Source organism: Neobacillus niacini, from assembly GCF_046591715.1.
Lineage (GTDB): Bacteria > Bacillota > Bacilli > Bacillales > Cytobacillaceae > Neobacillus > Neobacillus niacini_L.
Genome location: NZ_JAWVNQ010000006.1, coordinates 12926 through 39290 on the forward strand (window position 1 = coordinate 12926; position 26365 = coordinate 39290).

Consider the following 26365-nt stretch of genomic DNA (forward strand, 5'->3'; position numbering starts at 1 on the left):
TTGCACCTCCAAATTTATGGTGGCAAACTACTAAAAATTAGTTCGACCTGTTATTTTTTGTAAATATCTTCATGAGATTTTCTTCTTTCGCAATTAAGTGATAAATGGATTCGAGTGTTTCTTCCGGTGTTAGAGAAGTAGTATCTAATAAGGTTGTCCAATCTTCTGTTAAATGTTTTTTTCTCTCTTCTAAATGCGAATCCAGCCATTTTGGGACAGAGTACTGTCTAGCCTTCAACCTTGCCTCAAGTGCCTCACGTTTTGGATTAAGTGAGATATGAAAAATAGTAATATCAGAATTCAATTCGATTTCGTGTAAGACTTCCATTACTTGTTCTTTTGAGAAAATGGTATTTCCGAAAACAAATACTACGTCCATCTCACTTTGCAGTAATATATTTGTAAGGTATCCTGAATTCCGCCGCGCTAATTGCCATAGTTCCATGTAGTTAGGAGCGGCAAATAAAGGATCAACAAAGCAGTAAACGTCATCAATATCGATTCCTGCCACCTTGAAATTTAGTCTTTCACCTAACTGTTTTCTTAACTTTAATCTTAGTGTGGACTTTCCTGCTCCGGAAGGGCCACTAATAAGAACAACCTTTTTTCTCATTCGCCTTCTTCCTTTCTCTGTTGATTTTTGGAGTCATCTTGAAGGTATAATGAAATTCCTTGCTCCAACGAGATGCTGGGGCTCCAGCCTGGCAGGATTTCCCCTTTAGACCAGGGAATCATTATTTCTCCAGGTCGATACTCTAGGTCGCCCCATCTTACCGAAATCTTCTTATCGGATATTTTTTCAATAAGTTGAACCAGTTCCTTTAGCTGAATAGGTTTACTACTACGAACCGCGAATCTTTCAACGTTTTTTCCTTTGCCATCCATTAAGCGGGAGGCCGCTATCATATAGGCATCAATCACGTTATCAATATATAAAAGGTCTAAGAACTGCTCTCCAGGCGACATCGACAGTACATTTCCATTCTTCAGTGCTCGGAATAATAAATTCATGATTTTATTTCTAGGGTCATTCGGTCCAAAGTTATCAAATAAAACAAGGTTTATGACATTGAAACTATGGAAATGAGCGTAATAAAGGAGGATATCTTCAAAAGCTTGCTTCGTTGCTGCGTATAGACTATTAGGTAGATATTCTTGTTGGTTATAATGCTGAGAATAGGAGCTTGTGTTGATGATTTTAGTGACTCGATGTTTGCTCATTGCTTCTGCAAGAAACGTACCTAGCAGTATGTTGCTGCTAATCATATTTTCAATGTCACTAGTCTGAATCGTGATCGAGGCAAAGGATGATAAATGAAAGACAAGGTCAGGCCGTGCTTTTTGAATAGCACGGTCAATTGATTCATAGCTGCCATCATAAACATGGACAAAAAGGTTGTCAATGATTGGATTAATCAGTTTGAGATTAGAGGTGTTTCTTACTAGAATATGGACCGTACAACCTTCTTCAAGCAACCTCTTTGCCAGAAAGGAGCCTATATACCCGGTAGCTCCCGTTACGAAAACTCGAAGATTCGCTAACTTTTTATCCATGTGAATGACACCTTACATTTTGGTCCAGCATAAATTGTTCAAGCTGCTGAATAGAAATTTTAAGCATGTCCTCATTTTTCTCATATGCTCTATGCCATTCCACTATTTTCTCTATTGCTTGATCTACCCTCCACACAGGATGCCAGCTTAGCTGGCTCTTTGATTTTGTACAATCTAACAGGAGAAGATCCGACTCTGGATACAATGGCTGCTCGTATTTTTCTAATTTCAGTTGCCCTCCCCAGATGCTTATCAGCTTCTCAACAATTTCACGTACAGGTCGGCAATCTGCAAAATCCGGACCGAAATTCCACGCAGATGTGTACGCAGCTCCTTCTTCATATAATTTTTCAACTAATTGTAAATAGCCGCTTAAAGGCTCTACTACATGTTGCCATGGTCTGATGGCATTAGGACGTCTTAGAAAAATAGGCTTGTTCGCCATTAGGGAATCAATACATTGAGGAATGAGTCGTTCGGATGACCAATCACCTCCACCAATGACATTTCCTGCACGGGCAGAGGCAATGGCGACCCCGTGCTCGGCTATTTTTAATGGATGAAAGAATGAATCACGATAAGATTTTGTTACTAATTCGGAGCAAGCTTTACTAACTGAATAAGGGTCTTTGCCTCCTAACGGATCTGTTTCTCGATAACCCCAGATTGATTCTACATTTTCATAGCATTTGTCCGTTGTTACATTAAGAACGACTTTAATCTTGGCACCTTTTTGATTGGCTTTTCGAATAGCCTCAAGCAAATTTACTGTTCCTACTATATTCGTTTGGAAGGTGCCGACAGGATCTCTGTAGGATTCCCCCACAAAAGGTTGAGCTGCCATATGAATCACAATATCTGGATTCGCTTCATCTAGTACACGGAATAGGTTGGCTGCATCATTAATATCACCAATATGTGAATCTACTACTTTATTTAGTTGCAATAGTTCAAATAAATTAGGAGTCGTGGCTGGGTCTAACGCATATCCTGTTACCTTTGCACCCAATTGTGATAACCATAAGCTTAACCAGGCACCTTTAAATCCTGTATGGCCAGTTAGGAAAACTCTTTTCCCTTGCCAAAAAGATTGATTCACCATTCCTTTACCACACCTTCCATGGTGGATTTCCAGTATTCCAAAGGCTCTCTAATTGTTTACGGTCATTCAGTGAGTCCATTGGTTTCCAGAACCCACGATGTTTATGAGCAACTAATTGATTCCCCTTCGCGATTTTTGGTAATACATCGGTTTCAAATACAGACTGATCACCGTCAATGTAATCAAATACAGATGGCTCTAGTACAAAGAAACCTCCGTTGACCCAGTTGCCATCTCCCTGTGGTTTTTCAATAAAGTTGTTGATCGTGTTGTTCGCATCAATCTCTAACGAACCAAATCGTCCCTCAGGCTGAACAGCTGTTAAGGTGGCCATTTTTCTATGAGATTTGTGAAATTCTACCAGTGCTAAAATATCTACATTAGAAAGGCCATCACCGTAAGTGAGCATAAACGTTTGATTTCCTATATAAGGTTGAATTCTTTTCACTCTTCCGCCTGTCATCGTTTCGAGTCCAGTTTCTACAAATGTTATTTTCCATGGCTCGATAAAATTTTTTTCAATCACAAATGACTGTGTCTCTTTGGATAAATCGATGGTCACATCCGCTTGACTTAAGCTATAGTTCATAAAATACTCTTTAATCATTCGCCCTTTATAGCCCAGACAAATGATGAATTCATTAAAGCCATAGGACGAATAGATTTTCATGATATGCCATAGTATCGGCATATTACCGATTTCGACCAGTGGCTTGGGCTTCAAGATGGTTTCTTCACTCAATCGAGTTCCGAAGCCTCCTGCTAATATGACAACTTTCATTGTTATATCCCTCCTTTTTTATTCCAGAATAGTTTATGTATTCATTTGCTTAGCGTTTGGACAAATTGCAAATTGTGGCAAGTTGCCACATCCCTGCAGGATTTGGATAATCTATTACTTTAGACCAGAACCATTCCTATTAAATTTCATAAGTTATCAGGACTAATATGGAAGGAAGGAGATATCCAGTGGAACTGTCTAGTACGATTCGTTATGTTCAATTCAACTACCCGCTTTTTAACTGGGGACTTATTAACACGGAGGTGATTGGAAACGTGACAGATAATGATGACCTTTTACATTTCTGCGTCATAGCCAGTAGGGATTATACAATAAAAGTAGTAGCTTTATATGAATCCCTTCGATTAAATTCTTCTAAGTTTAAACTTTGGGTTTGCTGTATCGATTCACTAGCTTATGAGACTTTGAAAAAGTTAAATCTTGAGCAAATGGTTCTATTCTATGTAGAACAATTCGAAGACACTACCTTACGAAAACTTCGGAAACAACGGAAGCAGAATGAATATTGCTGGACGTTAAAAGCACCATTAGTCCATTACTTGCTTACAACGTATCAACTTCAGTCCATTCTATATTGTGACGGGGACTTATCCTTTTTTTCTAACCCAATCGAAATTTTTAATGAATGGGGAGATGCTTCTATATATTTATGTCCTCAACGCGATTTGGACTGGGTGGAAGAGAAATATGGGAAATACCAAGCAGGGTTAATCGGTTTTCGGAACGATGAAAATGGTCTCAAAAGCCTAAATTGGTGGCGTAAAAGATGTGAAGAATGGTGTTCAGCAGAACCGGATAATCATCGATTTGGGGACCAAAAATATTTAGATAAGTTTCCAGCGTTATTTTCAAACATAAAGATTTCAAATCATTTAGGTATTAACGCTGCCCCATGGAATTGTATTTACAACAATAACTTTAATATTCAGAAACAGAATCAAGGAATCTTGATTGAAAAAGATCCTCTTGTCGCTTATCACTTTGCCTGTCTTTCGATATTTAATCCTGATGAATATGATTTATGGTCACTCGACAGCATAAAAATGAGCCGAGAACATAAGAAATATATATATCAGCCATATATTGAAAGAATAAGAGAATCCATACAAGTAATGAAAGCTAAAGGAATCGATATGACAAGTTTTTATTCGACCAAGGATACTATCCAAGCAAAAACCTATTATAAATACTCTAATTTTCGTAAAAAAATGGATGAGAGTGATCACTTTTATTGTTTCGCCACCATCATGAGCAAGGAATATATATTAAAGGGGCTTGCGCTTTATCAATCCTTAGTTCAGCAGACCGCCGGATCTTTCCATCTATGGATTTGCAGTATGGATCAGGAAAGTTATCAGATCCTAACTAACCTTCATCTTGATCATGCTACTGTTCTTCACGTGGAGGAAGTAGATGGTAACATCCTATCCACGATTAATCATGATCGTGGACTAAAAGAATGTTGCTGGTCCATGAAGGCCCCGTTTACTCAATATATTCTTGATCAATATAAAGAAATTGATCATCTGATTTATTGTGATGCCGATATGTATTTCTTTTCAAGTCCTCAGCCTATTTTTGATGAATGGGCTAAATACTCCATTTTTCTAACTCCACAACGGAGTACTGAACTTGTTGAGAATCGTTATGGTATTTATCAAGCGGGGCTTATTGGATTTAAACAAGAGAGGAATAGTCAGAAAATCCTTAATTGGTGGAAACAAAGATGCCTTGAATGGTGCTACGACTCTTTCGATGGCCATCGCTGGGGTGACCAAAAATATTTGAACAGCATACCAAACCTGTTCTCCAATATCAAAATTATTAAACACGAAGGTATCAATACTGCCCCATGGAATGTGGTCATGAAAGAAGGCCAAAATATTACTTTTAAGGAGGGGACTGTTCAAATAAATAACCATGAATTGGTCTGCTATCACTTCGGCAGTTTGCGGACGGTGAAAGATAGTAAATTTGATTTGTGGGAATTAGAACCCCTTTCATTTACAGACCCAATCCTGTTTAACATTTATTACCCGTATTTACGCACACTAAAGCAGTTATTCACCGAACTGAAAAGAAAGGGTCTGCTAAAAAAAACACCTACCTCCTTCCCATACAATTCACCTGACTATACACCACAAAATCCAATATCATTCGATGATTTAGAAAAAGCTATACAAAAACAGCCTGATGAAAATATGGGTAAGCTCATTTAGATATGTTGTCGTGAACCGTACTGTAAATAAGAGTGAAACAGCCAACCTCATGGGGTTGGCTGTTTCAGACTTTAACTGTGTATGGCGCTTTAGAAATGTCAGATTCGATTACGGAACGGAATCGAACCTGACAATAAAGGCAGCTAGAATGAAAAAACGAAGTGGATAAAGATAGTGCTCCGTTTTTTCTGATATGATATATGTACCTATAATGAAATTTACAATCCTAAAAAGAGAGTGAAAGAAATGGCAATTTTTAAAAATGATTGGGCGCCTTTATTGGAGGCGGAATTTGAGAAAACGTATTACCAACAATTAAGGGAAAAACTACGGGCGGAATATCAAACAAAGGTCATTTATCCGGACCAACACGATATCTTTAACGCCCTTCATTACACTTCTTATAAAGATACGAAAGTCGTCATTATTGGCCAGGATCCCTATCATGGCCCTGGACAAGCTCATGGTTTAAGTTTCTCGGTTAAACCCGGAGTGAAAATTCCTCCATCCTTACGCAATATTTACAAAGAATTGCAGGACGATATCGGGTGCACGATTCCTAATCATGGTTACCTAGTGGACTGGGCAAAACAGGGCGTATTGATGTTAAATGCGGTACTGACTGTCCAGGCTGGAAATGCAAACTCTCATAAAGGTCTAGGCTGGGAGTTGTTTACTAATAGAGTCATAGAGATATTGAATCAACGGGAAACACCTGTCATATTCATCCTGTGGGGTAATTTCGCCCAGCAGAAGCAGCAGTTGATTACCTCACCCCACCACTATATTATTAAATCTCCTCATCCGAGCCCGTTTTCTGCTCATAATGGCTTTTTTGGAAGCAAGCCGTTTTCTAAAGCGAATCTGTTTTTGAGGGAGATTGGGAGTGGGGAGATTGAGTGGCAAATAAAAAATTTATAGATAATACTCTGTGCTTGCCCCTGCTAAGAGGGACAAGCATTTTTTTATAATAAAAAATAATCTTTATGATTATCCACCAATTCTTTTCCAGTCTCATTTATTTGATATACTAAAAAGTATATATATTATGAAACGGAGTTTTTATTATATGAATGTTGTTATTACAGAGCCGTCGGCTGCACCAGTAATAAATGCACTAAGATCAATTGGTTACAATGCAAGCACAGCTATTGCAGATTTAGTTGATAACAGCCTCGATGCAAAAGCATCGGTTATACATATTAATTTTGATTATGGAGATTCAAACGGTTGGATTACATTAACTGATAATGGATCGGGTATGAATGAAGAGATGCTTCAAACGGCTATGAATATCGGTTCAAAAGACCCTCGTGCAAAAAGAGGGGCTAACGAACTTGGCAGGTTCGGAATGGGATTAAAGACAGCTTCTTTTTCATTAGGTAAGCGCTTAAGTGTTCTCACGAAATTTCAAGGTGACTACTATGAAAGATGCTGGGATTTGGATCACGTGTCACAAACAAATAAATGGGAGCTATTTACCTCCATCCCAGAAGAAGTTAAGCAAAAAATGGGAACAATAGAGGGTGAAAATGGAACAATAGTCTGCATCGATAAACTCGATCGATTTATGGGTTATGGGGGGAAACGAACGTTAAGAGAAACTAGTTTTTTTAATAAGGTATCCAGAATCAATAGGCATTTAGAGTTCGTTTTTCATTCAATCTTGGAAAAGAATAATCTAACTATGTATATTAATGGAAAGAAAATAACGCCATGGGATCCTTTCATGAGATATCATCGGCATACCATTGAAGGTGAAATGCAGGTAATAAGAATAAATGAAAATAGGATAAGGGTTCAATATTTTATACTGCCTCATGCTTCACATCTGACTGAACCAGAGTATAAAAGTGCAGGCGGTTATAAAGGCTGGAGAGATCATCAAGGATTCTACATATACAGAGAAAATAGGCTTTTATACTTTGGTGACTGGATGGGTCTTTTTCCGAAGGATGCTTCCTCGCAGCTCGCCAGGGTACGAATTGACCTGCCTAATGACGCTGATTCTGAATGGCAGGTTGATATAAAAAAGTCTGGTATTAATCTGCCGGAAGAAGCAAAAAGAAGGCTTGAGACAATTTCTGCAATTGCCAGAAAGGTTTCAAAGGAGATATTTTACTTCCGTACACAAACCACCAGGGGAGACCAGACTTTTAAAGGCAGTTTAAATACATGGGAGCAATCTGGACGGGATGATGGCCCGCAATTTGTATTAAATAGAAATCATCCTATTCTCGGAGAGCTATTTAATAAATTGGATGATGAATCGGCCAAGCTATTAAATCTATACCTTAAATTTGTTCAGTTGGGCTCTCCAAGCAATATCATTGATTCTCCAAAGGTCGATGAAGAGATTATTCAAGAGGTATCGGATTCCCAGAAAGAACTAATCATCCAGTTTGCATCTACCATGATTAATCTTGATCTTTTTAATGACCAGGATCAACTTTTAAATGCACTGCTAACACAGCCCGCATTTGATGGATTAAATAGAGCGACTCTGAAAATGATCTTAACGGAGGCAGATTTGATTGACAAATAATATGAAAAGTTTATTTGAACAAACCTTTTCAGCAAGCTACTATACACTTAAATCATTCATTAGCAGCCAGCAGGAAGCTGCGGACCAAGCACTGAATTTAGCGAGGATGACTACAGAAAAAAATTTGGGCAGTGTAGATGACGATACTTTTGTATTGTGGTCACTGGAAATGTATAAGAGATATAAAATTGGTGCAGATATTCCTAAACCACCACCTATTATCATGCCGCCTAGTGGGTTCAGTTGGTTTAGTCCTAAAATGGTTGCTGCAAGCTTCTTTTGGACACGCTACCGTGAATATTTAACAAAAATAAAAGACTGGCCAATGGAATCAGTTCAGGCAATTGATGAAACGACTAATGAAGTGATGAAATCATTGGGAAATCCAAAGGATACAACTCCATTTGATAAACGAGGTTTGGTGTTAGGATTTGTTCAATCTGGTAAAACAGCCAATTTTACTGGCTTAATCAATAAGGCTTACGATGTAGGGTATAAATTAATAATTGTCTTATCGGGAATCCATAATGATTTAAGAACCCAGACTCAGATTAGATTAAATGAAGAGGTCATAGGAACCGATGAAAAAGGAAGTCCGGTTGGAGTTGCTAAAATTTACGGAAATGATTCGGATCATATTATTTCTTCATGGACCACGATTGATAGAGACATTAGTTCAGCACATAGAGGGCCAAGTAATTTGGGTTCCCCGACACTTATGGTGGTAAAGAAAAATAAAACGGTCCTAGAATCACTAAGAGATCAGTTGAAATATCATAGGAATTTATTCAATTTGGATATACCGGTTTTGGTCATTGATGATGAGGCTGACCAAGCTTCTGTTGATACATCCGACCCAAATAAAGAAGAGGATCCAAAAACAATTAATAGATTGATTAGACAAATACTTGAAGTCTTTAATAGAAAAGCATATGTGGGATACACAGCCACACCATTTGCTAATCTCCTTATTGGGACAGATGCGAATACAGCCGAAGAAGGTAATGATTTGTATCCGAAGGATTTCTTAGTAGGGCTTCCGAAACCGAAAGATTACTGCGGACCAGAAGAGTTTTTCAACGTTGAAGAAGATGCGGATGATCCAAGACCAAGTTTAATCAGGCCGCTTCGGGAAGAAGATACAGATGTTTTTACGATTATCAAGAAAAAGTCAGATGCAGATAAGTTTGAGGAAGTTCCTCCTCAAATGAGAGAAGCAATATTAGCATTTATGCTGACGATAGCTATTAGGAATCTTAGAGGACAGCGAAAAAAACACAATTCGATGTTGATTCACACATCGCGCTTTAAAGATGTCCAGTCAAACGTCAAGGATGAGGTATCTAGAACCTTTGAGGCTATCTCACATCAAGTTCAATACAATCCGCAAAGTAAAGTTTTATTAGAATTTCAAGAGCTCTATGAACAAGATTTTCTGCAGACAACTCGTGAATGGTCTAGTGAAATTCCAATTTTCAGATGGGAAGAAGTTTATGAGGAGCTCAGAAAATGTGCAGAAACAATTCAGGTGTTTGAGATTAACGGGAACAGCAAAGATGCGCTGGATTATCATCAGTATAAAGAAAATGGTCTAAATGTAATTGCGGTTGGCGGTGATAAGCTTTCCAGGGGATTGACACTCGAGGGATTAAGTATTACCTATTATTTTAGAAACACATTAATGTACGATACGCTTATGCAAATGGGCCGCTGGTTTGGTTTTAGAAAAGGATATATGGACTTATGCAGAATCTATACCTCAGCAGAAATTGCTTCGAATTTCGAACACTTGGCAATAGCTATGATTGAACTTCGACATGAATTTGAAAGACTGGCTAATCAAGGGAAAACACCATCAGAGTATGCGGTGCGCATGTTAAGTCATCCTACTATGACTTTAACGAGTCCGCTAAAAATGAGAAATGCAATATCCTCAAGTATTATTTATGGTGGAACACTGCAGCAGACAAGGCTTTTTGATACTAACGAAGAGTTTTATAGGACTAATATGACTGCAACAGTAAAACTTGCAGGAAAACTTTCTTTAGAGAAAAGCAATTTTGGACAAGGGAAAACGAATTATTACGTTGCAGCTGATATCGATGCCAGCATTGTTAAAGAATATTTAGGTGAGTATAAAACGAGTTCTGGAGGGGAAAAAGTCGACTCAAGCCGAATAGTAGATTATATCAACCTCGCCAATGAAAATAATGAGCTTTTAAAATGGACGATAGCTATTGTGGAAGGGGACCCGGGAGACAGGACAGGGGCTGGGCGATATCCTGTAAGTCTTGGACCATTAACCTTATCATCCGCTGTTTCTCGCGGTGTAAGAGTCAAAATGCCGGATAATACAGAGACGATAGATATCAAAGCAATTGTATCGCCAAATCAGGAATACATTGACATTAATCCAAGTGAAATTAAAGATATAAAGGATAGAACAGAAAAAAGGAGCAGACGGCCAAAAGAAAAAGGCTTACTCCTTATTTATCCTTTAAACCCAAATGTCCCGGTATTTAAAAACTTAGATGTTCCGTTTTCTGAGACCCTGGTTCCGATTGGTATTGCTCTTTCTTTTCCGAGTACAGAATTAGATGAGACAGATGTATACCAGACAAATAAGACTGTTCAATAGTGTTATTTAAAGGAGAATCGCTGTGGTAAACCTAAAAACTGAGTTTGATGAAATGATTGCAGAGCTTAAGAACCAAACCGATAGTGAATTTTATAAACTGAATGTCCTTACCTATGAGGCCCCAATCATTTTTGCAGGAATAGATGCCGGAAATTTTAATCGGCAACTATATATTGATTTGGGACAATCAACCTGGGAAGAAGAACAATTACGGGCTCTTCCCAAGTGGCGGGGATTATCTATAAAGATAGAGTATTTTGAGAAGATTTTCTCCTTAAAGAACCGTTATTTACTTATCATAAGGCAGGAAGATGAGCAAAATACGGAAATTTTTGATTCTGTACTGCAAAATCTTGTGGATCATCTATTAAACAATAAGGAAAGCTCCATATATACAACAATCTTTGGCGTACTAGATAGATGGAGAACCTTTTTTCAAAGGGGCGGCTTTAAAAAACTATCAGATGAGCAGCAAAGGGGATTGTTCGGAGAACTTTGGTTTATTAATGAATGGCTGGATAAGTTTCCAAACATGCCTCCGCTGGTCATTGAGCAATGGGAAGGACCTACTAAAGGCAGGATAGATTTTAAAAGAAGTAAGTCCGGATTAGAGATAAAGACTGTTTCGGAGAGACTGACCAAATCAATAAAAATTTCGAATGAGGACCAGTTAAAACTGACTGAAGCAATTGCTACTATCTATTTGTATGTGTGTTTTTTAGAAACTAGCAAAACACATGGAATGTCTCTTCAGGAGCTTGCTGTTCAGGTTAGGAAAAAAATTGCTGCAAGGTCAGAAAGAATTGCTCTTATATATAACGACTTTTTAACGGATCTTGGGTTTAGAGAAGAAGAATATACTGATACACTATACTTTGTGGAAAAGGTAGAGGTTTACGAAGCTGGTGAGACGTTTCCAAGGTTGTTAAAAGAAGATCTTCCAAGGGGAATATCACATGTATCTTATAATATTGACCTTACCCATTGTTCGGAATTCGAAAAAGACAAAGAGATCATTTATCAATATTTTAGGGTGGATGGGGAATCATGATTGAATCAAAGCAGAGAAAAGAATTTCTATTAGATTTTATGGAGGAACTAGAGGAAAAGGCTGTTAAAGCTGGAAGTTATCAAATTCCATTTCTAGATAAAATGATTGGTTTTATGGATCGGCCGGATGAGCCTGAAATCTTATTTCCTCCATATTTAGATACATCAAAAAATATTGCTGTAAATGCTTATTCTTTTGATGAAGAGAATAATGTTTTAGATTTATATGTTGTCGATTACAATTTTGAGCAAAATGAGGATGATTTATTATCCATCAGCATGACGGGCATTATTGAAATTGCAAATAAAGCAAAACGGTTCATTACGAATGCACAAGCATTAATGGAGACAATTGATCATTCTTTACAATCCTATGATTTAGCAAAACTTATTACGGAAAATAGTGAAACAATTAATGAAGTAAATTTATATGTAGTTACGAATTCTTACTATTCCTCCAACAAACCGGTTGAACTAACAATCCCTGGGTTTGATAGTGTTAACGTACAAGTTTGGGATTTAGATCGTGTTCAGCTTCTGATAACGGCTGAACAAGGTATTCAGACGGATTATATTGATTTCGAAAGAGATTTCGGAGAAACCTTTGATATGATGCTGGTTCCAGATCCAACAAGCGGGTTAAAGGATTTTGACTGTTATGTTGGTTATATATCCGCGGAACTTTTGGCAAAAGCCTATGATGAATGGGGCCAGAAACTGGTTGAACGAAATGTAAGGTCTTTTTTGCAGGCAAGAGGCGGTACAAACAAAGGAATCCGAGATACACTAAGAGATCCTTTTCAGCGAAAAATGTTTGTGGCATATAATAATGGAATTTCAACCGTTGCTCATGAAGGTGAAATTGAAAAGATTGAAAACAAGGCTAACTTATATAAGATAAAAAGATTAAGCGGATGGCAGATTGTAAATGGCGGGCAGACGACAGCTTCTATTCACCAAGCATATAAAGAAGGTATCCCGCTCAAAGATGTATATGTTCAAGCTAAGCTGACTATTTTACAGGCAAACGAATTCGTTATGAAGGACCAGCATCTCCTGGAAGATGAAATGGTTTCAAGAATATCTCAGTATGCAAATACACAAAACAAAATTAATAAATCTGACCTTCTTGCAAACACCAGGTTTATGTCTGATTTAGAGAAATTCTCCCGAAATATTTGGATTCCAGTCTTTGATGGCCGAAAACCTGAGAATAAATGGTATTTCGAACGTGCCAGGGGTCAATATATGGTTGATATCAACCGAAGAAAACGCGGTAAGGAACAAACAGACTTTAAGAAGCAATATCCAAAAGATAAGGTGCTGACGAAAGTTGATATCGCAAAACACTTTGTTTCTTGGGAGGGCTATCCCCATATCTCTAGTAAGGGCGGAGAAGAAGCCTTTAAAAAGTTTATGGATTTAAACAAAAGCTTCTGGAAGTCAGAAAAAGATCAAACAAAAATGACTTTATCTGTTTACCAAAAATTAATAGCCAGGTCGATCATAAATAAACGAGTACAAGAAATAGTAGATGAAATGAAGCTGAGAGGGTATAAGGCAAATGTAATTTATTATACAACTTCCATGCTAAATCATTTGTACGGTGAAAAGATCGACTTAGTAGAGGTTTGGGAGAAACAGTCTCTATCGGATAAATGGGATGAAGTCATCCGAATTATGGCAGATAAAACACTTTCCTTCCTTAGAGATTCGGCTGGAGAAAGAAACGTTACTCAATGGGCAAAGCAGGAGGCCTGCTGGATACAGTTTAAGGATGAGTGTACGAATGAATTGAAGAATCTTATATAATAAGAATTACACCCTTTTCTTGGTTATTGGAGGATTAGGGTGTTTTCCATTTTACTTTTATTTTTAGAATCATGATCCAGGCTGCTGCAGGAGTTAACGTACCTTTGAGAATATTATTATTAATTTTCCATTTGAAAAGGTACATACATTTTTAATAGTTTTGGTGATATAATTGACTAGTTATCAGCTTAAAATTTGAAATAGAACACTCGTTCGATTATTATAAATGTATAAGGATCCTTTCTGATTTGAAAGGAAATTTTTATAAATATCAAGAAGAATTCTTCTTGTAGGAGTGAGAATATGACGGATAAACTACAAGTGATGGATCTTTTTGCAGGTGCTGGCGGACTCAGCAACGGGTTTGAACAAACGAATAAATTTAAAGTAAAAGTTGCAGTAGAAATTAATCCAAATGCACAAAAAACGTATGAAGAAAATCATGAAAATGTGAAAATGTTAGAAGATATTACTAAAATTGATTATCAGAGATTAATGCAGGAGGTTGGAAATATTGATGTTATAATTGGCGGACCTCCTTGCCAGGGATTTTCAAATGCCAATCGGCAAAAGAACACTCTTATTTCATCCAATAACCAGCTTGTTAAAGAGTACATTCGTGCGATAGAAGAAATAAGGCCAAAAGCTTTTGTTATGGAAAATGTTAAATCCATTGTTTCTGATAAGCATAAGTTCTTTTTAAGTGAAAATTATGAAAAAGAATTAGAGAAATTAGATATTATTCCTGCCGATGAGCAAATAAAAATAGGCACTCTAACAAATAATGCAGAGGTATTAATAACCTTTTTGAAAAATGCGTATCAAGAAAAAATAGATTTATCTCGTTATTTGATAGACATAGAAGTTTTATCGAAGTTCAATTCATTATTAAGGAAAGCTAAGAAGAACTCAGTTAGCGAAATATTAGACTTCTTTAATAAAGAAACAAATAAAAGATATTTTGAGAAATTATTAAGCAATAGGTGGGAAACAGTTCATCAGAAATATTGGGATGATTCATATAAACTAAATTGGAACGTTTTAGGTGAAACTTTAAGAGAAATACTGAGAAACAATGAAGTTAATATATATGAATTTACTAACCTATTGGAAGATATTCTTGAAACTCAAAAAGTCATTAACAAAATATCTGAACTAATTAACTTTAAAATTATTCTGGATGAAATAAGACTTGTTAATAATAGTGTTGAGGTCCATATTAAATCTTTTAATGTATTTAAATATATAAGGGCCAAACTCTCAAGCTTAGGATATGAGTTGAATGATGAGGATAATCAAATTTTTAACGCTGCTAGTTTTGGGGTGCCGCAAGAGAGAAGAAGGCTTATCCTAATAGGGGTTTTACAGAACGAATTAGTGGGTGAATCAGTAAAAATTCCAGAACCATTATTTAAGAAGAAAGAAGACTTCTATAAGATAAGTGATGCCATTGCTGATTTGGAGAATCTACCACCCACGACAAATGTGACTGAAGACGAAATAATTAGGACAATCCCTAGTAACGGCAATGTATTAAACCAATACCTAATCAATAACAGTAATATTGTATATAATCATGTACGAACGGAATCAAGGGAAATGGCTCAAAAAAGATTCAAAGCTTTAACAGCTGGGCAGAACTTCCATAACCTTGATGATTCGTTGAAGGGAACATACACTGATCACAGCAGAACCCAAAACACGATTTACAGGAGACTTGACTATAACCAGCCTTCTGAGACAGTGGTCAATGTGAGAAAGTCGATGTGGATACACCCTAAGCAAGATAGAGCTATTAGTATTAGAGAAGCAGCAAGATTGCAATCATTTCAAGATAATTATAAATTTTACGGACCGAAGGATTCACAGTATCAGCAAGTGGGGAATGCGGTTCCTCCTTTAATGGCCAGGTTTGTTGCTGAAAGTTTACTAGAGTCACTTGGGATAAATTTAAATGAAAAGATTAGAGATACTATAAAGCCTCAAGAGGTATATCAATAAATACTATAGTGTGATTTGAAGGGAGCCAATTAATTTTTGGCTCCCTTTTTAATATCATATCTTTATGGCTCTATAATATTTGTTGGGGTTTAAACACAATTAGTGGACAAAAAAATACAAGCAATCATCCCACTACTTTTATACCTGAATTTGTTGAGAAACTAGCATGAAAGGAGTTGCGTTGGAGAGAATTTAACATGGTTTTCCCCGGTTTAAAAGATTTTTTGTTCGAATTTTTCCTATTGTGAATTGGGTTATTCACAATAGGAAAAAGCTCCCGAAGCTATCAGTCTATGGGGCTATTTAGGATAGAGAATTGTAAGGTATTATTATTATTAATATTTCACAACGTTTCTTTCTTAATGATATTTTTATTATTCCTACGTATAAAATCGCTGATAAGGTTTATTGTTTCTATAGGACTTTCTTTTATTTCGTGTTCCCATACCCTCAGGATTTTCCATCCTTTGTCAAAGTAATAGTGATTCACTTCAATATCCCTTAATTTATTTCTCTCCAGTTTCTTTTCCCAATAATCTTTGTTTGATTTTGGCATATTCCCATGAATAGGGCAGCAGTGCCAGAAACAAGAGTCAATAAAGATAACGATCTTATATTTCTTTATAGAGATATCTGGTTTACCAAATAAATTTGCGTTTTTACGAAAGCGAAATCCCATCTTCCAAAGTTCTTTCGTGACTTTATTTTCAAGTGCAGATTGAGACTTTATTGCTCTCATGTTCTTTTTTCTCTGTTCCTTCGTCAAGTTATCTGCCATATCCACCATCCAAAATGCAGAAAAATTATTCTTCTAGTTTTAAAATGTTTACAATAGGAACATCCGCGGGTGCCCATGTAAGTGAATCTAAGTTCTGTCTCTTCAGCCAAATTAACTTAGAATGCTCACTTGGTGTTGGAGCTCCCTCAATGACGCTGCATTTGATCGATATAAGATGAACAATAAACGCTTCATATTCATGAATGTTCTCATTATATACTTCTCCAGTTGTTACAATCCTACACCCTAGTTCTTCCTCAATTTCCCTTTCTAATGCAGAATAGATATCTTCATTAACTTCTACCTTTCCACCTGGAAACTCCCACATATTTGGCATAGTCATATTAGGGGACCTGAGGGCGCATAGAATTTCATGTTCTTCATTTTCAATAATGGCTTCTACAACTTTCACAATTTTTTTCAATAGGATCCTCCTAGAGCGTAAAACCACCACTTATCACATTAACATTTTTTACAAATTTTTTTGTTTCAAGTCATCGCGTTTCATTTTTATTATGAATCACAAATTACTTGTGTCCTAATGATTGTTACAGGAAAAACTCCGCGCAGCTAGCTACCAACATTATCACCTATGTAAAGGGGATTTTTAATTAGGAAAACTAATCAAACGTTTGATTAAATCCAAAAAAGCCTTGGTATGACTGGTCCTGCCAAACTAATCAAACGTTTGATTAACTAGTATTTTTGGATTTTTTGAATTACCAATCCTCCCCTTCGTCTATAGGGCTGTCAAACCCACTAGGAATATATCGCCCATAGGTTTTGACTAAATCACTAATCTTTGGCGCATGTGGCGAATCTAGCACAAAATCTAATAGCTTCTCATGCACACGTTCATAAGAATACTTCTGGAGGACTATATACCAGGCATCCAGTTTCTTTTGATCAAAATGAAACTTATCATAATAAACTTGAATAAGGGCCATCAACGTATAAAGCTCCTTTTTATTCATCTAAGTTAAAATCCTCCATAATCATTCTCTTCTTATCATTCTGCTGATTTAGATACGATTCAAATTTTGTCCCAAACAAGGTCTCCGGCCGCAGGAACTTATTCCAAATATGATCAGACTGCCAATCCGCTGCCTTTAAATCGATGACTTTCGTAAAATCTTCAAGCGTAAAGCCTTCGCCATATCTGGCATGAATCAGTTCCCTCGTTTTAATTGAGTTTAGTTTAAAGCTCTTTCCTGTCTTCTCATTCAAATAACTGATGATTTCAGCATAGGGAATTTCTTTTTTCTCGTAAGAATGGACAGTGGATTCGATACTCTTTTCTGATTCCTCCTTAGGTGCAGGTTCCTCAACAGGCTGATTCCGAGTATCAGGAAGGGTATCTTCGAACTCCTTCAGCTTTTCATAGTCAATGCTATACCATTTTGTCTTATCCATTTTCATTTGATTCTAATTTTCTGATAGAAGTAATCCTAGCATTTCTAGCGAGCGAATAGTGCGCTTAATCGTACTCACTGACCAAAACGGCAGCTGCTTCTGCCACTCCTCATATGTATTGTAAACCCAGGTTCTCCCTTCGATCGTATGCTTGCTGATCCTTAGCCAATAATGGATTTGCTGCAAGACCACTGCCTCATTTACACCAATCTTAACTGCCAAACTAGGAATAATCATAACTGGACTTTCATTGATTAATAACTTACTCAACTGAATCTCTCCTCTACTGAACTTTAATAAGGGAACCTTGATTGTACCGTCAGACCCGAGCAGTCACCCGATTGGTTAAAGTTCCTTCAACATCTATATATAAATAAAAGAGGAAAATGGACAGGTTCAAAAACCTATTTTGGCTTGATTAATAATTGATAGAGGAGGAGACATATTATTTTATCTTTGAAGTAATCTTTGAAGTATTCTATTGAAGAAATCTTTGGTATTGCTTGGGTCAACGAGGGTATTTCTACATGCCGCTCTGAATCTATCTATACCCCAGGATGTCCTATCAATTTGGTCATTTTATCCTGATGCAGAATCGTAACATAAGGTCCTATTGTACTTGTGTTCCGCTTTCAGATCCAGATCCTTTTTCATGTCTCTCCCTTACATATTGTAAATACTAGATCTTAACCAATAGTTAAATATGGTTGAAATATATCTAATAGTTCGATCAATATGGTTGTGATACCATGACGATAGTAGTACAAGGATACTGAAAATTATAAATAGGGGGAAAGAGAATGGCAAAAGAAAAAGTAAAAAAACCATTCTACAAAAGATGGTGGGTTTGGGTTCTGGCTGTAATTATTATTGGTTCTGTTCTCTCAAATGGTAATGATTCAACAAGCACAGAAAAAGGCTCAGAGAAACAAGAAGAAAAAGCAGCTCCAGTGACTGCCCCTTCTAAAAAAGAAGAAGAAAAGTCATTTAAAATTGGAGAAACAGTACCAGTTGGAGATATGACATATATCATTTCATCGAAAGAGGTTAAAGATCAAGTAGGACCTTCTATTTTACCCACAAAAGCTACTCAAAAATTTGTAGTGATTGAAGTTACTCTGAAAAATGGCGGCAATGAAGCCGTTACAGTGGATAGCAGTTTCTTTAAATTAAAACGTGGAGAAAAAACCTACGAAGCAGATTCATCAGCGAGTATGTCTGCTAACCAAGGAGAAGATGGAACCATTACAAACAGCTTTTTCCTGCAAGAGGTTAATCCTGATTCCGAGGTTAAAGGTTTTGTAGTCTTTGATGTTGCGCCAGACGTTGCAGCCGCTTCTGACTTGCAATTACAAGTTCAGACTGGACTTTTTGGTACTGAAACCGAAATAATCACTTTACAATAAACGAATTAATTAGGGGTTAGACACTACTGATAGTGGTGCTAGCCCTTTTTAAGTATCCAGCCAAACAAATGTTACAGGCGATGACCCGATTATGACTGGAAAAATCGCTTTGGCCCATCTTAACGAGTTTCCTGATTACTACAAAAGATTAAAGGTGCTTGAAGAAGAAGCAAAAGCTTATTGGAACAAATAATCTGATTGGGTACAAGAATGAAAAGAACAGCTCCTATAAGTATTCAATTTTTTGCAGGAAATTAGGATTGTATTCTAGAAAGTAGTAATGCTGTCAATAATGTTAACAAGTATTTAATCAGGAAATAGGTGAGAGCGCATATGTATGAACCGAAGATGAAAGAAACCGACAAAAGTGTAATTGAATTTATTGAAAGTGTTGAAAGTGAGAAGAAGAAGGCAGATGCCTATCAGTTATTAGAAATTTTTGAAGAGGTAACTGGTTACGAAGCAAAAATGTGGGGTCCTAGTATTATAGGCTTTGGCAGCTATCATTATAAGTATGCATCAGGACATGAAGGGGATGCCCCTTTAGCGGGTTTTTCACCAAGAAAGGCGAAAATTAGTCTTTATTTGTCCTATGAAAGTGAGGAAAGGGAAAAATTATTAGAAGGCTTTGGTAAACACACGAAGAGTAAGGCTTGTATTTATGTTAATAAATTAGCCGATATCGATACAAATGTTTTAAAGGATTTAATTAAACATACAGTAGAAACATATCAGAATCTTTATCCGAATGAATAATATGGTTCCAATATAATCAAAGGAGTTGAAATTAATTCCGTATTTACAGTTAAACGGAAATGCAAGAGAAGCAATTGGATTTTACGAAAAGGTATTTCATGCAGAAAATTTAGGAGTTATTACATTTGGTGAAATGCCTGCTGACCCAGATTCTCCTTTCCCTGAGGATGCAAAAGATCTTGTTGCACATGCTACGATAAGGGTTGAAGAGTCAGTACTTATGTTTTCAGATACATTCCCAGGGCAGCCAGCGGAAGAAGGAAACCTGTTGACCATTTGTGTCACGATTAACAATGCTGATAAAGCCCGTCAAATTTTTGAAGTCTTACAGGATGGCGGACAAGTTGAAATGCCACTATCAGAAACAAGTTTTAGTCCAGCATACGGGGTCATTAAAGATAAATTCGGTGTGACCTTCCAAATTTACACTGAAGGATATCAAGGTTAGTACATACGATAAAAGCAGAAAAACGGCTTTGTACGAATGACAAAGTCGTTTTTTTATGGCTGTCCATTCACGATTTTATTTAAATCCGTTTTTGTTAAAGGGGTTTGTTTGGCGTTTCTTATCTCTTACATACATTGCTGCAACTGCTATTATCCCGAACCCCAATATCCTAATAGTTAAATTGCCTAAATAGCTTATATCCTCGATTGTTGTTGCAGTTAAAATCGAACCGATAAGAATAAATGGAATTGCAATTAGCAGCCTCAACGTATTCAACCTCCTCACTTAAAAAATTTGTTTATTATTAGATACAGTCGCTGTTAGTAAGTTCCCTCACATTGTACAGTAATGCAAAGATGGAATATTATGTTAAAATGAGTTTATCATAGATCATGTAGGAAGAATACTTGAATATTAAGTTCCTTTTCTGAATTCTCCTCGTTTTTTAAGGCTAAAACAACAGTGATTTTCATAAAGAACACAAGAAAAAAGAAATTACCATTTTATAATAATAAGGAATTTTATGAAAATAATGATATAATTTAAAAGTCTAAATCTAATTGAAATAATTCTTAGGCAAAGTGGTTAGAGGAGGCGTTCATTATGACAAACAATAGAATTTTTATTATTAATGACACCAAGGGGAAAACTGCTAATTAAAAATTTTATAGCGTTTCCCCGCATTTTGAAAGGGGAAAATTATGAGTACAGAAAATGTGAAAATCGTAGAATTAAATGCTGACAACTGGTATGACTGTTGTTTATTAGAAGTTTCAAAAGACCAAAAAGACTATATTGAACCCAATGCTATATCAATAGCTCAGTCAAAGTTTGAACCTACATTAAAGCCATTTGCTATTTATGCTGAAGAAAAAGTGGTTGGCTTTTTGATGTTCAATTCTATTAAAGAAGAACTTGATGGCTATTGGGTATATAGAATAATGGTTGATAAGGAATTTCAAGGTAAGGGTATAGGCAAATTTGCAACACAGTTAATGATTGCTGAAATGGCTAAATTGCCCAATGCTATAAAGATTGTTGTAGGTTATCATCCTGATAATTTGGGAGCACATAATCTTTATTCGAGTTTGGGATTTATTGATAATGGAGATAGGTTTGGCAAGGAAATGGCAGTTATAAAAAATATAACAGAATGATAGGTTAATAGAATATCTCAAGTAAGCAAGGGCCATTCTTTGGTCTCTTCTTACTCGAGATAACAAGTGCTTTGATCCAAAGGAAGGATTAAGGCACTTTTTATATATAGAAAAGGGGAAAGTTATGAAAATTAAATGGCTATTTATTTCATTATTACTTTTACTCTTAGGGGGTTGCTCAAACAATATTATTGAAAATGATACTACAATTACAAGAATTGAAATGATGAAATTTGCAGGTGTTTCACCAAGTCCAGATGAATACAGAAAACAAGATGGAGAGATTATTTCAGTCATAAAATCGGATGAAAAAATACAACGAATTGTTAAATCTATAAAAAAGGCTAAACAAGAAAGTACTGAAAACAGAGACATTGCATTGCCCAATTATTTAATCATATTCAAAGAAGGGAAAAATGTTGTCCTAACACTTGGCTATTATCCCAATATCAATAATTCAAAAGATAAATTCCTCGATATTAGTGAAGATAAAATGTATACAACCAAAGCACTGAATTTAATTAGACAAGAATAAAATATCAAATCTGTCTTTAATGCGTGTCTTCTTCCGGTTAATTCCAAATCATTTTAAAATTAGTTTATAATATGGCTATCATTAACTTTTGTTTATTCCCGCTGCATATTATGTTGCGTGGTTTGCTAAATGAATTTAAAGCGTTTTGTTCAATAAAAGGGGCGTTATCCAAAAGGATTAACGCCTCTTTTGTTGAGCTTTAAAGAACCTAACTGAAGTGATAGTTGTATATGGATTTCAAAAAATATAAAAAAGTTGAAGCCAAATAAGAGGTTCGAATATCTAATAGATATAAAGCATTGATAGAGAGGAGGAACCCGCCATTAACCGATTAATATCAAGGGCTCAAAAAGGCGATGACAAAGCGTTTCTTAAGCTTTTTCAACAATATCAAGAAGATATATACCGGATGGCTTTCATTTATGTCAAAAATCAAAATGATGCTTTGGATGTGGTTCAGGAAACAGCGTATCGTTCATTTCAAAAAATCGATACATTAAAGAATCCTGAATATTTCAAGACCTGGTTAATCAAAATTGCCATAAACTGTTCAATTGAGCTCATTCGAAAAAATAAAAAGGTGATCGAGTTAAAGCCGGAATATGAAGAGTTTATCGGGATTGAGGATGAGGATATCTCCCTTGCAGTTACACTAAAAGACCTAATCGAGCAGTTAAATGAAGATGAAAAGGGCATTATCATTTTAAGATTCTATCACGATTATTCATTGAAAGAGATTGCGGACTTATTGAATATGCCTTTAGGCACGATAAAGTCTGTTTTATATCGTGCCTTAATTAAACTCAGGAAAAAATTTAAGGGGGCTCAAATTAGTGAATAACATAAAACAGGCCATGGAAAAGATCGAAATCCCCAAAGAATTAGACAGCAGAGTTGCAATAGGGGTTAAAGAGGCAAAGGTGGAAAAGCGGAAGAGACGAGATCCTAAGTGGGTTGTTGCTGCAGTCGGAGCTATAATGATTATGGGTACAGGCTTAACGATTGGAGGACCTCACCTTGCAGGTGCAGCGGAGTCAATTATCAGTCAGCTTTTCGGTTCCAAGGAAAATTTAATCAAAACATATCCTGATGACGAACCGGAAAAGTTCGACTTGATTGAACAATCTCTAGTGGCAGCCCAAGAGATTTTATCCGAGGAAGAATATAACGAATACACAAAACTTATCAAGGAATTGGTAGAATTAAAAAGCAAGCTGCAAAGGGAAAATAGAGAGCCAAGTGGAAAGGAAGCTAACAGATCACACCAAATTAAAGAATTAATGCAACCTTTCGAAGATAAATTTATGCCAACTTTCATCCAAAGTCTAGCAAGTTTTCCTATAATTAAACCAATATATATACCAGACGGATATAATAAAGTTTACGAAGGTTTCGAGCAAAGAAAGATCAGTGAGGAACCAAGCACTTCTCTACAGTATAGGAGCGGGGAATCTCTCCTTGTGATAGAACAGCATAATAAAAATCAAATAGCTCCTATAGAAGAGCCTGATGCTGGTGTCTTTGAAAAAATAGAAACCTATGTTTTAGAAGGATATCATTTTGAATTTTCCACAGAAGGAGAAATGGCAGGGATGAGGGTTACTGTTCCTGAAGAAGGGTACAAATTGATTTTGACTGCTAATCATGTATCAAAAGAAGAAATGGAAAAAGTATTATTGTCTATGATAGAACAGTAAATGGACTTTCAAAAGAGGATGATTCCTAAAGAAATACTTAAACTATCGAGTGCGACTGTTCAATATGAGCAGTTTCTTTTTTCTAATGGGCGAGCGATAGGGAAAAAAAGAGCGAATTTCTGCTTATATCTAGCATTCGGGCAAAGTCACCAATCGTACCGTAATCGATATTACCATCAAACTGGAAATCAAGCAGTTATGTTGAACAAGGAATAGGCATTTATTATATTGAATTTATAGACTATGGTAGGGGGAGAAAAATGTTAATACATAAAATAGATGACGAATTATCATTGAGGTTGTTCAATGTTAATGACGCTGAAGAGTTTTTTAATTTAATTATTAGTTCAAAGCATTATCTAAGAGAATGGCTTGGATGGCTTGATTACGTTGAAAAAGTTGAGGATACTGTTGAAACAATAAAATCTCGCCTACAAGCACTAGTTGAAACTGGCGGATATCCAAAGTCAGTCGCAATAATTCATAATGGTCAAATAGCAGGAACTATTGGCTTTAATGAAATAAACAAAGTAAGTAAGATTGGTACCATTGGCTATTGGCTTGGAGAAGGTTTTCAAGGGAAGGGTATAATGACAAAGGCATTAAAAACCTTTGTTAATTATGGATTTGGAGAACTCAGTCTGAATAGAATTGAGGTTAGTATAGCAGTTGAAAATAAAAGAAGCCGAATATTAGCTGAGCGGGTAGGATTTGTAGAGGAAGGAACGTTAAGACAAGCAGAATGGCTATATGACCATTATGTAGACCATATTATTTATTCAATACTAGCAAAGGAATGGAATGAAAATTAATAGTTACTTCCTCAACGAATGGGTGTTATAGTTGAAAGTCAAAGCAGTCATTCTGGCAGTTTTTCTTATTGTGCCAACGATACAGGTTAGCGAAGAATTGTTAATACAAAGGAGGGAAAGTTTGATGTTAAATCGTGTCATTCAACAATTTGGATTGAAGGTACAATCAATGAACGAGGTTGATGATTCTCATAGTTCAACAGTCTATAAATGTGCTTTGTTTAATGGTGACAATACTTTTTTGAAAATTCCTTTTACAAATTTGAAGTGCCAGCGGGAGTTAGAAGCCTATGAAATTTTAAAGGGGAGGGTTTCCATTCCAGAAATGTTGGATTATTGGCCGGGTGATGAGGAGTGTCCTGGTGCCTTTTTATTATCAGGATTAAAAGGAGAACCGTTAACAGCTAAGGCTGCACCAACAGTGGCGTTTCAAGTAGGGGTCCTTCATGCTGAAATGCATACGATTCGTCCTCCTGTAGACCGAGTGTTAACAGGCATACAAAATGAATTTCCTAACTGGTCTAATTTTATTGAACGGCAATTTTATAGCTTTGCTGAGGATGTAAAGGACGTTTTGGATGAACCACTATACAAACAAGCCATTAGAAAATATGAAGAAATGAAGCAGCAGCTCCCTCCTAGTGATGGACCTAGTTTTATACATATGGATTTTCGGCCAGCAAATATAATCGTTGATGGTGAAAAAGTTTCAGGAATGATAGATTTTGAAAGCGTAAGGTTTGGTTCAACAGAAATTGATTTCACCAAATTGTATCGTGATTTTTTAAGTTACGATCCTGCCTTATATAGTGCTTATCAAGAGGGCTATAACAGTATCAGACCATTAATTGAACTAAAAGATGTATTGCCTTTTTATCAATTTACTGATGCCTTCAATAGTATTGGATGGTGTAAACGTCGTGGAATTGAAAAAAATGCAGTTTTTTTAGAAGAAAATATGAAGAGATTAAAAAGTTGGTTACGATAAAATCGAGAAGATTTTCCTCTGTGGTTAATTTAATGAGTATAAGCCTATATCGTTGATAACTTGGTTATGAACGATATAGGCTTTTATTATTAATGCTTATGGCTCTTATCTAATCTTATATCCAGACTTTCATTATAATTGTAATGCTGCTTTTTTAATAACTTGATAGTTTTTATGATTGATAACGGTTACATTATTTTCATAATAAGTATCTGTAGGATTTATATGTATTTTAATTATTACGGAGTTTTCATAAACCTTTTCCACAATCCCGATAATTCCTTTTTTCGATTTAATTTGATCATTTACTTCTGCAATATTCATGATGGTTCCCCCTTTTTAACTACAATTTACAGAAAATTCACTAATATTGCAACCCTTTATTGTAATAAAAAGTAAAAATAAGGTAAAAAACATATTCATTATGATTAGTCAACAAAGTAAAAGAACTTTATCTCCATCAATTACCTGAACAGTTATGAGAGTAAGCCATTTCGCTATGTACTTGGAAACGGCGAAGTCATGTATTATGATTGGCTGCATGATGAGGCTTAATGTCTATATAGCAATGAGGAAAAACATGTTAATGGGTTCCTTCGCCAACTGTATGGTATAATTTTAACTTCGAGGTTAATATAGAACAGCTTCTTAC

29 protein-coding genes and 1 pseudogene are annotated in these 26365 nt (G+C 36.1%); 19 read left to right on the forward strand and 11 right to left on the reverse strand.

What is annotated here, in order from left to right; all coding sequences use genetic code 11:
* Positions 1-37: 37 nt before the first annotated feature.
* Genes SFC47_RS15950 through rfbF form a run of 4 tightly spaced genes read right to left on the reverse strand, consistent with a single transcriptional unit; the run spans position 38 to position 3437 of the window.
* On the reverse strand, positions 38-613 hold the full coding sequence (locus SFC47_RS15950) for a P-loop nucleotide/nucleoside kinase family protein (RefSeq protein ID WP_411255298.1): 576 nt from the start codon (positions 611-613) through the stop codon (positions 38-40).
* Positions 610-1554, reverse strand: coding sequence for an NAD-dependent epimerase/dehydratase family protein (locus tag SFC47_RS15955; protein ID WP_411255299.1), 945 nt, complete (start codon positions 1552-1554; stop codon positions 610-612). Before SFC47_RS15955 ends, SFC47_RS15950 begins: the two co-directional genes overlap by 4 nt.
* Complete coding sequence (gene rfbG / locus SFC47_RS15960) at positions 1547-2656, reverse strand: CDP-glucose 4,6-dehydratase (protein WP_411255300.1); 1110 nt, start codon at positions 2654-2656, stop codon at positions 1547-1549. The genes SFC47_RS15955 and rfbG overlap by 8 nt, the downstream gene beginning before the upstream one ends.
* A gap of 4 nt (positions 2657-2660) precedes the next feature.
* Complete coding sequence (gene rfbF, locus SFC47_RS15965; protein WP_411255301.1) at positions 2661-3437, reverse strand: glucose-1-phosphate cytidylyltransferase; 777 nt, start codon at positions 3435-3437, stop codon at positions 2661-2663.
* Positions 3438-3625: 188 nt separating this feature from the next.
* Here rfbF and SFC47_RS15970 point away from each other — a divergent pair, with 188 nt between their 5' ends.
* From SFC47_RS15970 to SFC47_RS16005, 8 genes are all read left to right on the forward strand, one after another.
* The gene (locus SFC47_RS15970; protein ID WP_411255302.1) at positions 3626-5677 is read left to right on the forward strand and encodes a glycosyltransferase; all 2052 of its coding nucleotides are present in this window, start codon (positions 3626-3628) and stop codon (positions 5675-5677) included.
* Positions 5652-5846, forward strand: coding sequence for a hypothetical protein (locus SFC47_RS15975; protein ID WP_411255303.1), 195 nt, complete (start codon positions 5652-5654; stop codon positions 5844-5846). Before SFC47_RS15970 ends, SFC47_RS15975 begins: the two co-directional genes overlap by 26 nt.
* A gap of 77 nt (positions 5847-5923) precedes the next feature.
* The gene (locus SFC47_RS15980; RefSeq protein WP_411255304.1) at positions 5924-6598 is read left to right on the forward strand and encodes a uracil-DNA glycosylase; all 675 of its coding nucleotides are present in this window, start codon (positions 5924-5926) and stop codon (positions 6596-6598) included.
* A gap of 148 nt (positions 6599-6746) precedes the next feature.
* A complete protein-coding gene (locus tag SFC47_RS15985) occupies positions 6747-8222 on the forward strand; it encodes an ATP-binding protein (RefSeq protein WP_411255305.1) in 1476 nt (491 codons plus the stop codon).
* 1 nt (position 8223) lies between these two features.
* A complete protein-coding gene (locus tag SFC47_RS15990; protein WP_411255306.1) occupies positions 8224-10860 on the forward strand; it encodes a Z1 domain-containing protein in 2637 nt (878 codons plus the stop codon).
* Between the two features lie 22 nt (positions 10861-10882).
* The gene (locus SFC47_RS15995) at positions 10883-11911 is read left to right on the forward strand and encodes a PD-(D/E)XK motif protein (protein ID WP_411255307.1); all 1029 of its coding nucleotides are present in this window, start codon (positions 10883-10885) and stop codon (positions 11909-11911) included.
* The gene (locus tag SFC47_RS16000) at positions 11908-13722 is read left to right on the forward strand and encodes an AIPR family protein (protein ID WP_411255308.1); all 1815 of its coding nucleotides are present in this window, start codon (positions 11908-11910) and stop codon (positions 13720-13722) included. Before SFC47_RS15995 ends, SFC47_RS16000 begins: the two co-directional genes overlap by 4 nt.
* A gap of 303 nt (positions 13723-14025) precedes the next feature.
* On the forward strand, positions 14026-15723 hold the full coding sequence (locus tag SFC47_RS16005; protein ID WP_411255309.1) for a DNA cytosine methyltransferase: 1698 nt from the start codon (positions 14026-14028) through the stop codon (positions 15721-15723).
* 343 nt (positions 15724-16066) lie between these two features.
* Here SFC47_RS16005 and SFC47_RS16010 read toward each other — a convergent pair whose 3' ends face one another.
* The 5 genes from SFC47_RS16010 to SFC47_RS16030 all read right to left on the reverse strand — a co-directional run bounded on the left by SFC47_RS16010 (position 16067) and on the right by SFC47_RS16030 (position 18184).
* Positions 16067-16501, reverse strand: a complete 435-nt coding sequence (locus SFC47_RS16010) for a very short patch repair endonuclease (RefSeq protein ID WP_411255310.1) — start codon at positions 16499-16501, stop codon at positions 16067-16069.
* 25 nt (positions 16502-16526) lie between these two features.
* Positions 16527-16925, reverse strand: a complete 399-nt coding sequence (locus SFC47_RS16015; RefSeq protein WP_411255311.1) for a (deoxy)nucleoside triphosphate pyrophosphohydrolase — start codon at positions 16923-16925, stop codon at positions 16527-16529.
* Between the two features lie 295 nt (positions 16926-17220).
* Positions 17221-17475, reverse strand: coding sequence for a hypothetical protein (locus SFC47_RS16020; protein ID WP_411255312.1), 255 nt, complete (start codon positions 17473-17475; stop codon positions 17221-17223).
* Positions 17468-17914, reverse strand: coding sequence for a conserved phage C-terminal domain-containing protein (locus SFC47_RS16025; RefSeq protein WP_411255313.1), 447 nt, complete (start codon positions 17912-17914; stop codon positions 17468-17470). The genes SFC47_RS16020 and SFC47_RS16025 overlap by 8 nt, the downstream gene beginning before the upstream one ends.
* Positions 17915-17926: 12 nt before the next feature.
* Positions 17927-18184: a hypothetical protein gene (locus SFC47_RS16030; RefSeq protein ID WP_411255314.1), complete on the reverse strand. Its 258-nt coding sequence runs from the start codon at positions 18182-18184 to the stop codon at positions 17927-17929.
* Between the two features lie 530 nt (positions 18185-18714).
* On the opposite strand from SFC47_RS16030, the gene SFC47_RS16035 reads away from it, so the two are divergent.
* The 4 genes and pseudogenes from SFC47_RS16035 (at position 18715) to SFC47_RS16050 (ending at position 20524) form a co-directional block, all read left to right on the forward strand.
* The gene (locus SFC47_RS16035) at positions 18715-19320 is read left to right on the forward strand and encodes a DUF4352 domain-containing protein (protein WP_411255315.1); all 606 of its coding nucleotides are present in this window, start codon (positions 18715-18717) and stop codon (positions 19318-19320) included.
* Between the two features lie 76 nt (positions 19321-19396).
* A pseudogene (locus SFC47_RS16040) lies at positions 19397-19513 on the forward strand (DUF5661 family protein); the annotation flags it as partial.
* A 140-nt stretch (positions 19514-19653) separates the two neighbouring features.
* On the forward strand, positions 19654-20076 hold the full coding sequence (locus tag SFC47_RS16045) for a DUF1801 domain-containing protein (RefSeq protein ID WP_411255316.1): 423 nt from the start codon (positions 19654-19656) through the stop codon (positions 20074-20076).
* A 25-nt stretch (positions 20077-20101) separates the two neighbouring features.
* Positions 20102-20524, forward strand: coding sequence for a VOC family protein (locus SFC47_RS16050; RefSeq protein ID WP_411255317.1), 423 nt, complete (start codon positions 20102-20104; stop codon positions 20522-20524).
* Positions 20525-20599: 75 nt separating this feature from the next.
* On the opposite strand, the gene SFC47_RS16055 is transcribed toward SFC47_RS16050, so the two are convergent.
* Positions 20600-20791 carry a hypothetical protein gene (locus tag SFC47_RS16055; RefSeq protein WP_411255318.1) on the reverse strand — a complete coding sequence of 64 codons (192 nt, stop codon included), beginning with the start codon at positions 20789-20791 and terminating at the stop codon, positions 20600-20602.
* A gap of 434 nt (positions 20792-21225) precedes the next feature.
* Here SFC47_RS16055 and SFC47_RS16060 point away from each other — a divergent pair, with 434 nt between their 5' ends.
* From SFC47_RS16060 to SFC47_RS16090, 7 genes are all read left to right on the forward strand, one after another.
* Positions 21226-21681, forward strand: coding sequence for a GNAT family N-acetyltransferase (locus SFC47_RS16060; RefSeq protein WP_411255319.1), 456 nt, complete (start codon positions 21226-21228; stop codon positions 21679-21681).
* Positions 21682-21805: 124 nt separating this feature from the next.
* Entirely contained in the window at positions 21806-22216 is a 411-nt protein-coding gene (locus tag SFC47_RS16065) for a hypothetical protein (RefSeq protein WP_411255320.1), read from the forward strand.
* A gap of 322 nt (positions 22217-22538) precedes the next feature.
* Complete coding sequence (locus SFC47_RS16070; protein ID WP_411255484.1) at positions 22539-23057, forward strand: sigma-70 family RNA polymerase sigma factor; 519 nt, start codon at positions 22539-22541, stop codon at positions 23055-23057.
* Entirely contained in the window at positions 23050-23913 is an 864-nt protein-coding gene (locus SFC47_RS16075) for a hypothetical protein (RefSeq protein ID WP_411255321.1), read from the forward strand. Before SFC47_RS16070 ends, SFC47_RS16075 begins: the two co-directional genes overlap by 8 nt.
* Complete coding sequence (locus SFC47_RS16080; protein WP_411255322.1) at positions 23914-24129, forward strand: hypothetical protein; 216 nt, start codon at positions 23914-23916, stop codon at positions 24127-24129. It begins immediately after the preceding gene.
* Positions 24130-24173: 44 nt separating this feature from the next.
* On the forward strand, positions 24174-24725 hold the full coding sequence (locus SFC47_RS16085; protein ID WP_411255323.1) for a GNAT family N-acetyltransferase: 552 nt from the start codon (positions 24174-24176) through the stop codon (positions 24723-24725).
* A gap of 124 nt (positions 24726-24849) precedes the next feature.
* Positions 24850-25713 (forward strand): aminoglycoside phosphotransferase family protein, encoded by an 864-nt coding sequence (locus SFC47_RS16090; RefSeq protein ID WP_411255324.1) that lies wholly within the window; start codon positions 24850-24852, stop codon positions 25711-25713.
* Positions 25714-25845: 132 nt separating this feature from the next.
* On the opposite strand, the gene SFC47_RS16095 is transcribed toward SFC47_RS16090, so the two are convergent.
* The gene (locus tag SFC47_RS16095; RefSeq protein ID WP_411255325.1) at positions 25846-26037 is read right to left on the reverse strand and encodes a DUF2187 family protein; all 192 of its coding nucleotides are present in this window, start codon (positions 26035-26037) and stop codon (positions 25846-25848) included.
* Between the last annotated feature and the right edge of the window lie 328 nt (positions 26038-26365).

Excerpts from the sequence above, each read along its gene's own strand:
- SFC47_RS15950 (WP_411255298.1), bottom strand. The coding sequence starts at position 613 with ATGAGAAAAAAGGTTGTTCTTATTAGTGGCCCTTCCGGAGCAGGAAAG.
- SFC47_RS15955 (WP_411255299.1), bottom strand. The coding sequence starts at position 1,554 with ATGGATAAAAAGTTAGCGAATCTTCGAGTTTTCGTAACGGGAGCTACC.
- rfbG (WP_411255300.1), bottom strand. The coding sequence starts at position 2,656 with ATGGTGAATCAATCTTTTTGGCAAGGGAAAAGAGTTTTCCTAACTGGC.
- rfbF (WP_411255301.1), bottom strand. The coding sequence starts at position 3,437 with ATGAAAGTTGTCATATTAGCAGGAGGCTTCGGAACTCGATTGAGTGAA.
- SFC47_RS15975 (WP_411255303.1), top strand. The coding sequence starts at position 5,652 with ATGAAAATATGGGTAAGCTCATTTAGATATGTTGTCGTGAACCGTACT.
- SFC47_RS15980 (WP_411255304.1), top strand. The coding sequence starts at position 5,924 with ATGGCAATTTTTAAAAATGATTGGGCGCCTTTATTGGAGGCGGAATTT.
- SFC47_RS15985 (WP_411255305.1), top strand. The coding sequence starts at position 6,747 with ATGAATGTTGTTATTACAGAGCCGTCGGCTGCACCAGTAATAAATGCA.
- SFC47_RS15990 (WP_411255306.1), top strand. The coding sequence starts at position 8,224 with ATGAAAAGTTTATTTGAACAAACCTTTTCAGCAAGCTACTATACACTT.
- SFC47_RS16000 (WP_411255308.1), top strand. The coding sequence starts at position 11,908 with ATGATTGAATCAAAGCAGAGAAAAGAATTTCTATTAGATTTTATGGAG.
- SFC47_RS16005 (WP_411255309.1), top strand. The coding sequence starts at position 14,026 with ATGACGGATAAACTACAAGTGATGGATCTTTTTGCAGGTGCTGGCGGA.
- SFC47_RS16010 (WP_411255310.1), bottom strand. The coding sequence starts at position 16,501 with ATGGCAGATAACTTGACGAAGGAACAGAGAAAAAAGAACATGAGAGCA.
- SFC47_RS16020 (WP_411255312.1), bottom strand. The coding sequence starts at position 17,475 with ATGAATAAAAAGGAGCTTTATACGTTGATGGCCCTTATTCAAGTTTAT.
- SFC47_RS16025 (WP_411255313.1), bottom strand. The coding sequence starts at position 17,914 with ATGGATAAGACAAAATGGTATAGCATTGACTATGAAAAGCTGAAGGAG.
- SFC47_RS16035 (WP_411255315.1), top strand. The coding sequence starts at position 18,715 with ATGGCAAAAGAAAAAGTAAAAAAACCATTCTACAAAAGATGGTGGGTT.
- SFC47_RS16045 (WP_411255316.1), top strand. The coding sequence starts at position 19,654 with ATGTATGAACCGAAGATGAAAGAAACCGACAAAAGTGTAATTGAATTT.
- SFC47_RS16060 (WP_411255319.1), top strand. The coding sequence starts at position 21,226 with ATGAGTACAGAAAATGTGAAAATCGTAGAATTAAATGCTGACAACTGG.
- SFC47_RS16065 (WP_411255320.1), top strand. The coding sequence starts at position 21,806 with ATGAAAATTAAATGGCTATTTATTTCATTATTACTTTTACTCTTAGGG.
- SFC47_RS16080 (WP_411255322.1), top strand. The coding sequence starts at position 23,914 with ATGGACTTTCAAAAGAGGATGATTCCTAAAGAAATACTTAAACTATCG.
- SFC47_RS16085 (WP_411255323.1), top strand. The coding sequence starts at position 24,174 with ATGTTAATACATAAAATAGATGACGAATTATCATTGAGGTTGTTCAAT.
- SFC47_RS16090 (WP_411255324.1), top strand. The coding sequence starts at position 24,850 with ATGTTAAATCGTGTCATTCAACAATTTGGATTGAAGGTACAATCAATG.
- SFC47_RS16095 (WP_411255325.1), bottom strand. The coding sequence starts at position 26,037 with ATGAATATTGCAGAAGTAAATGATCAAATTAAATCGAAAAAAGGAATT.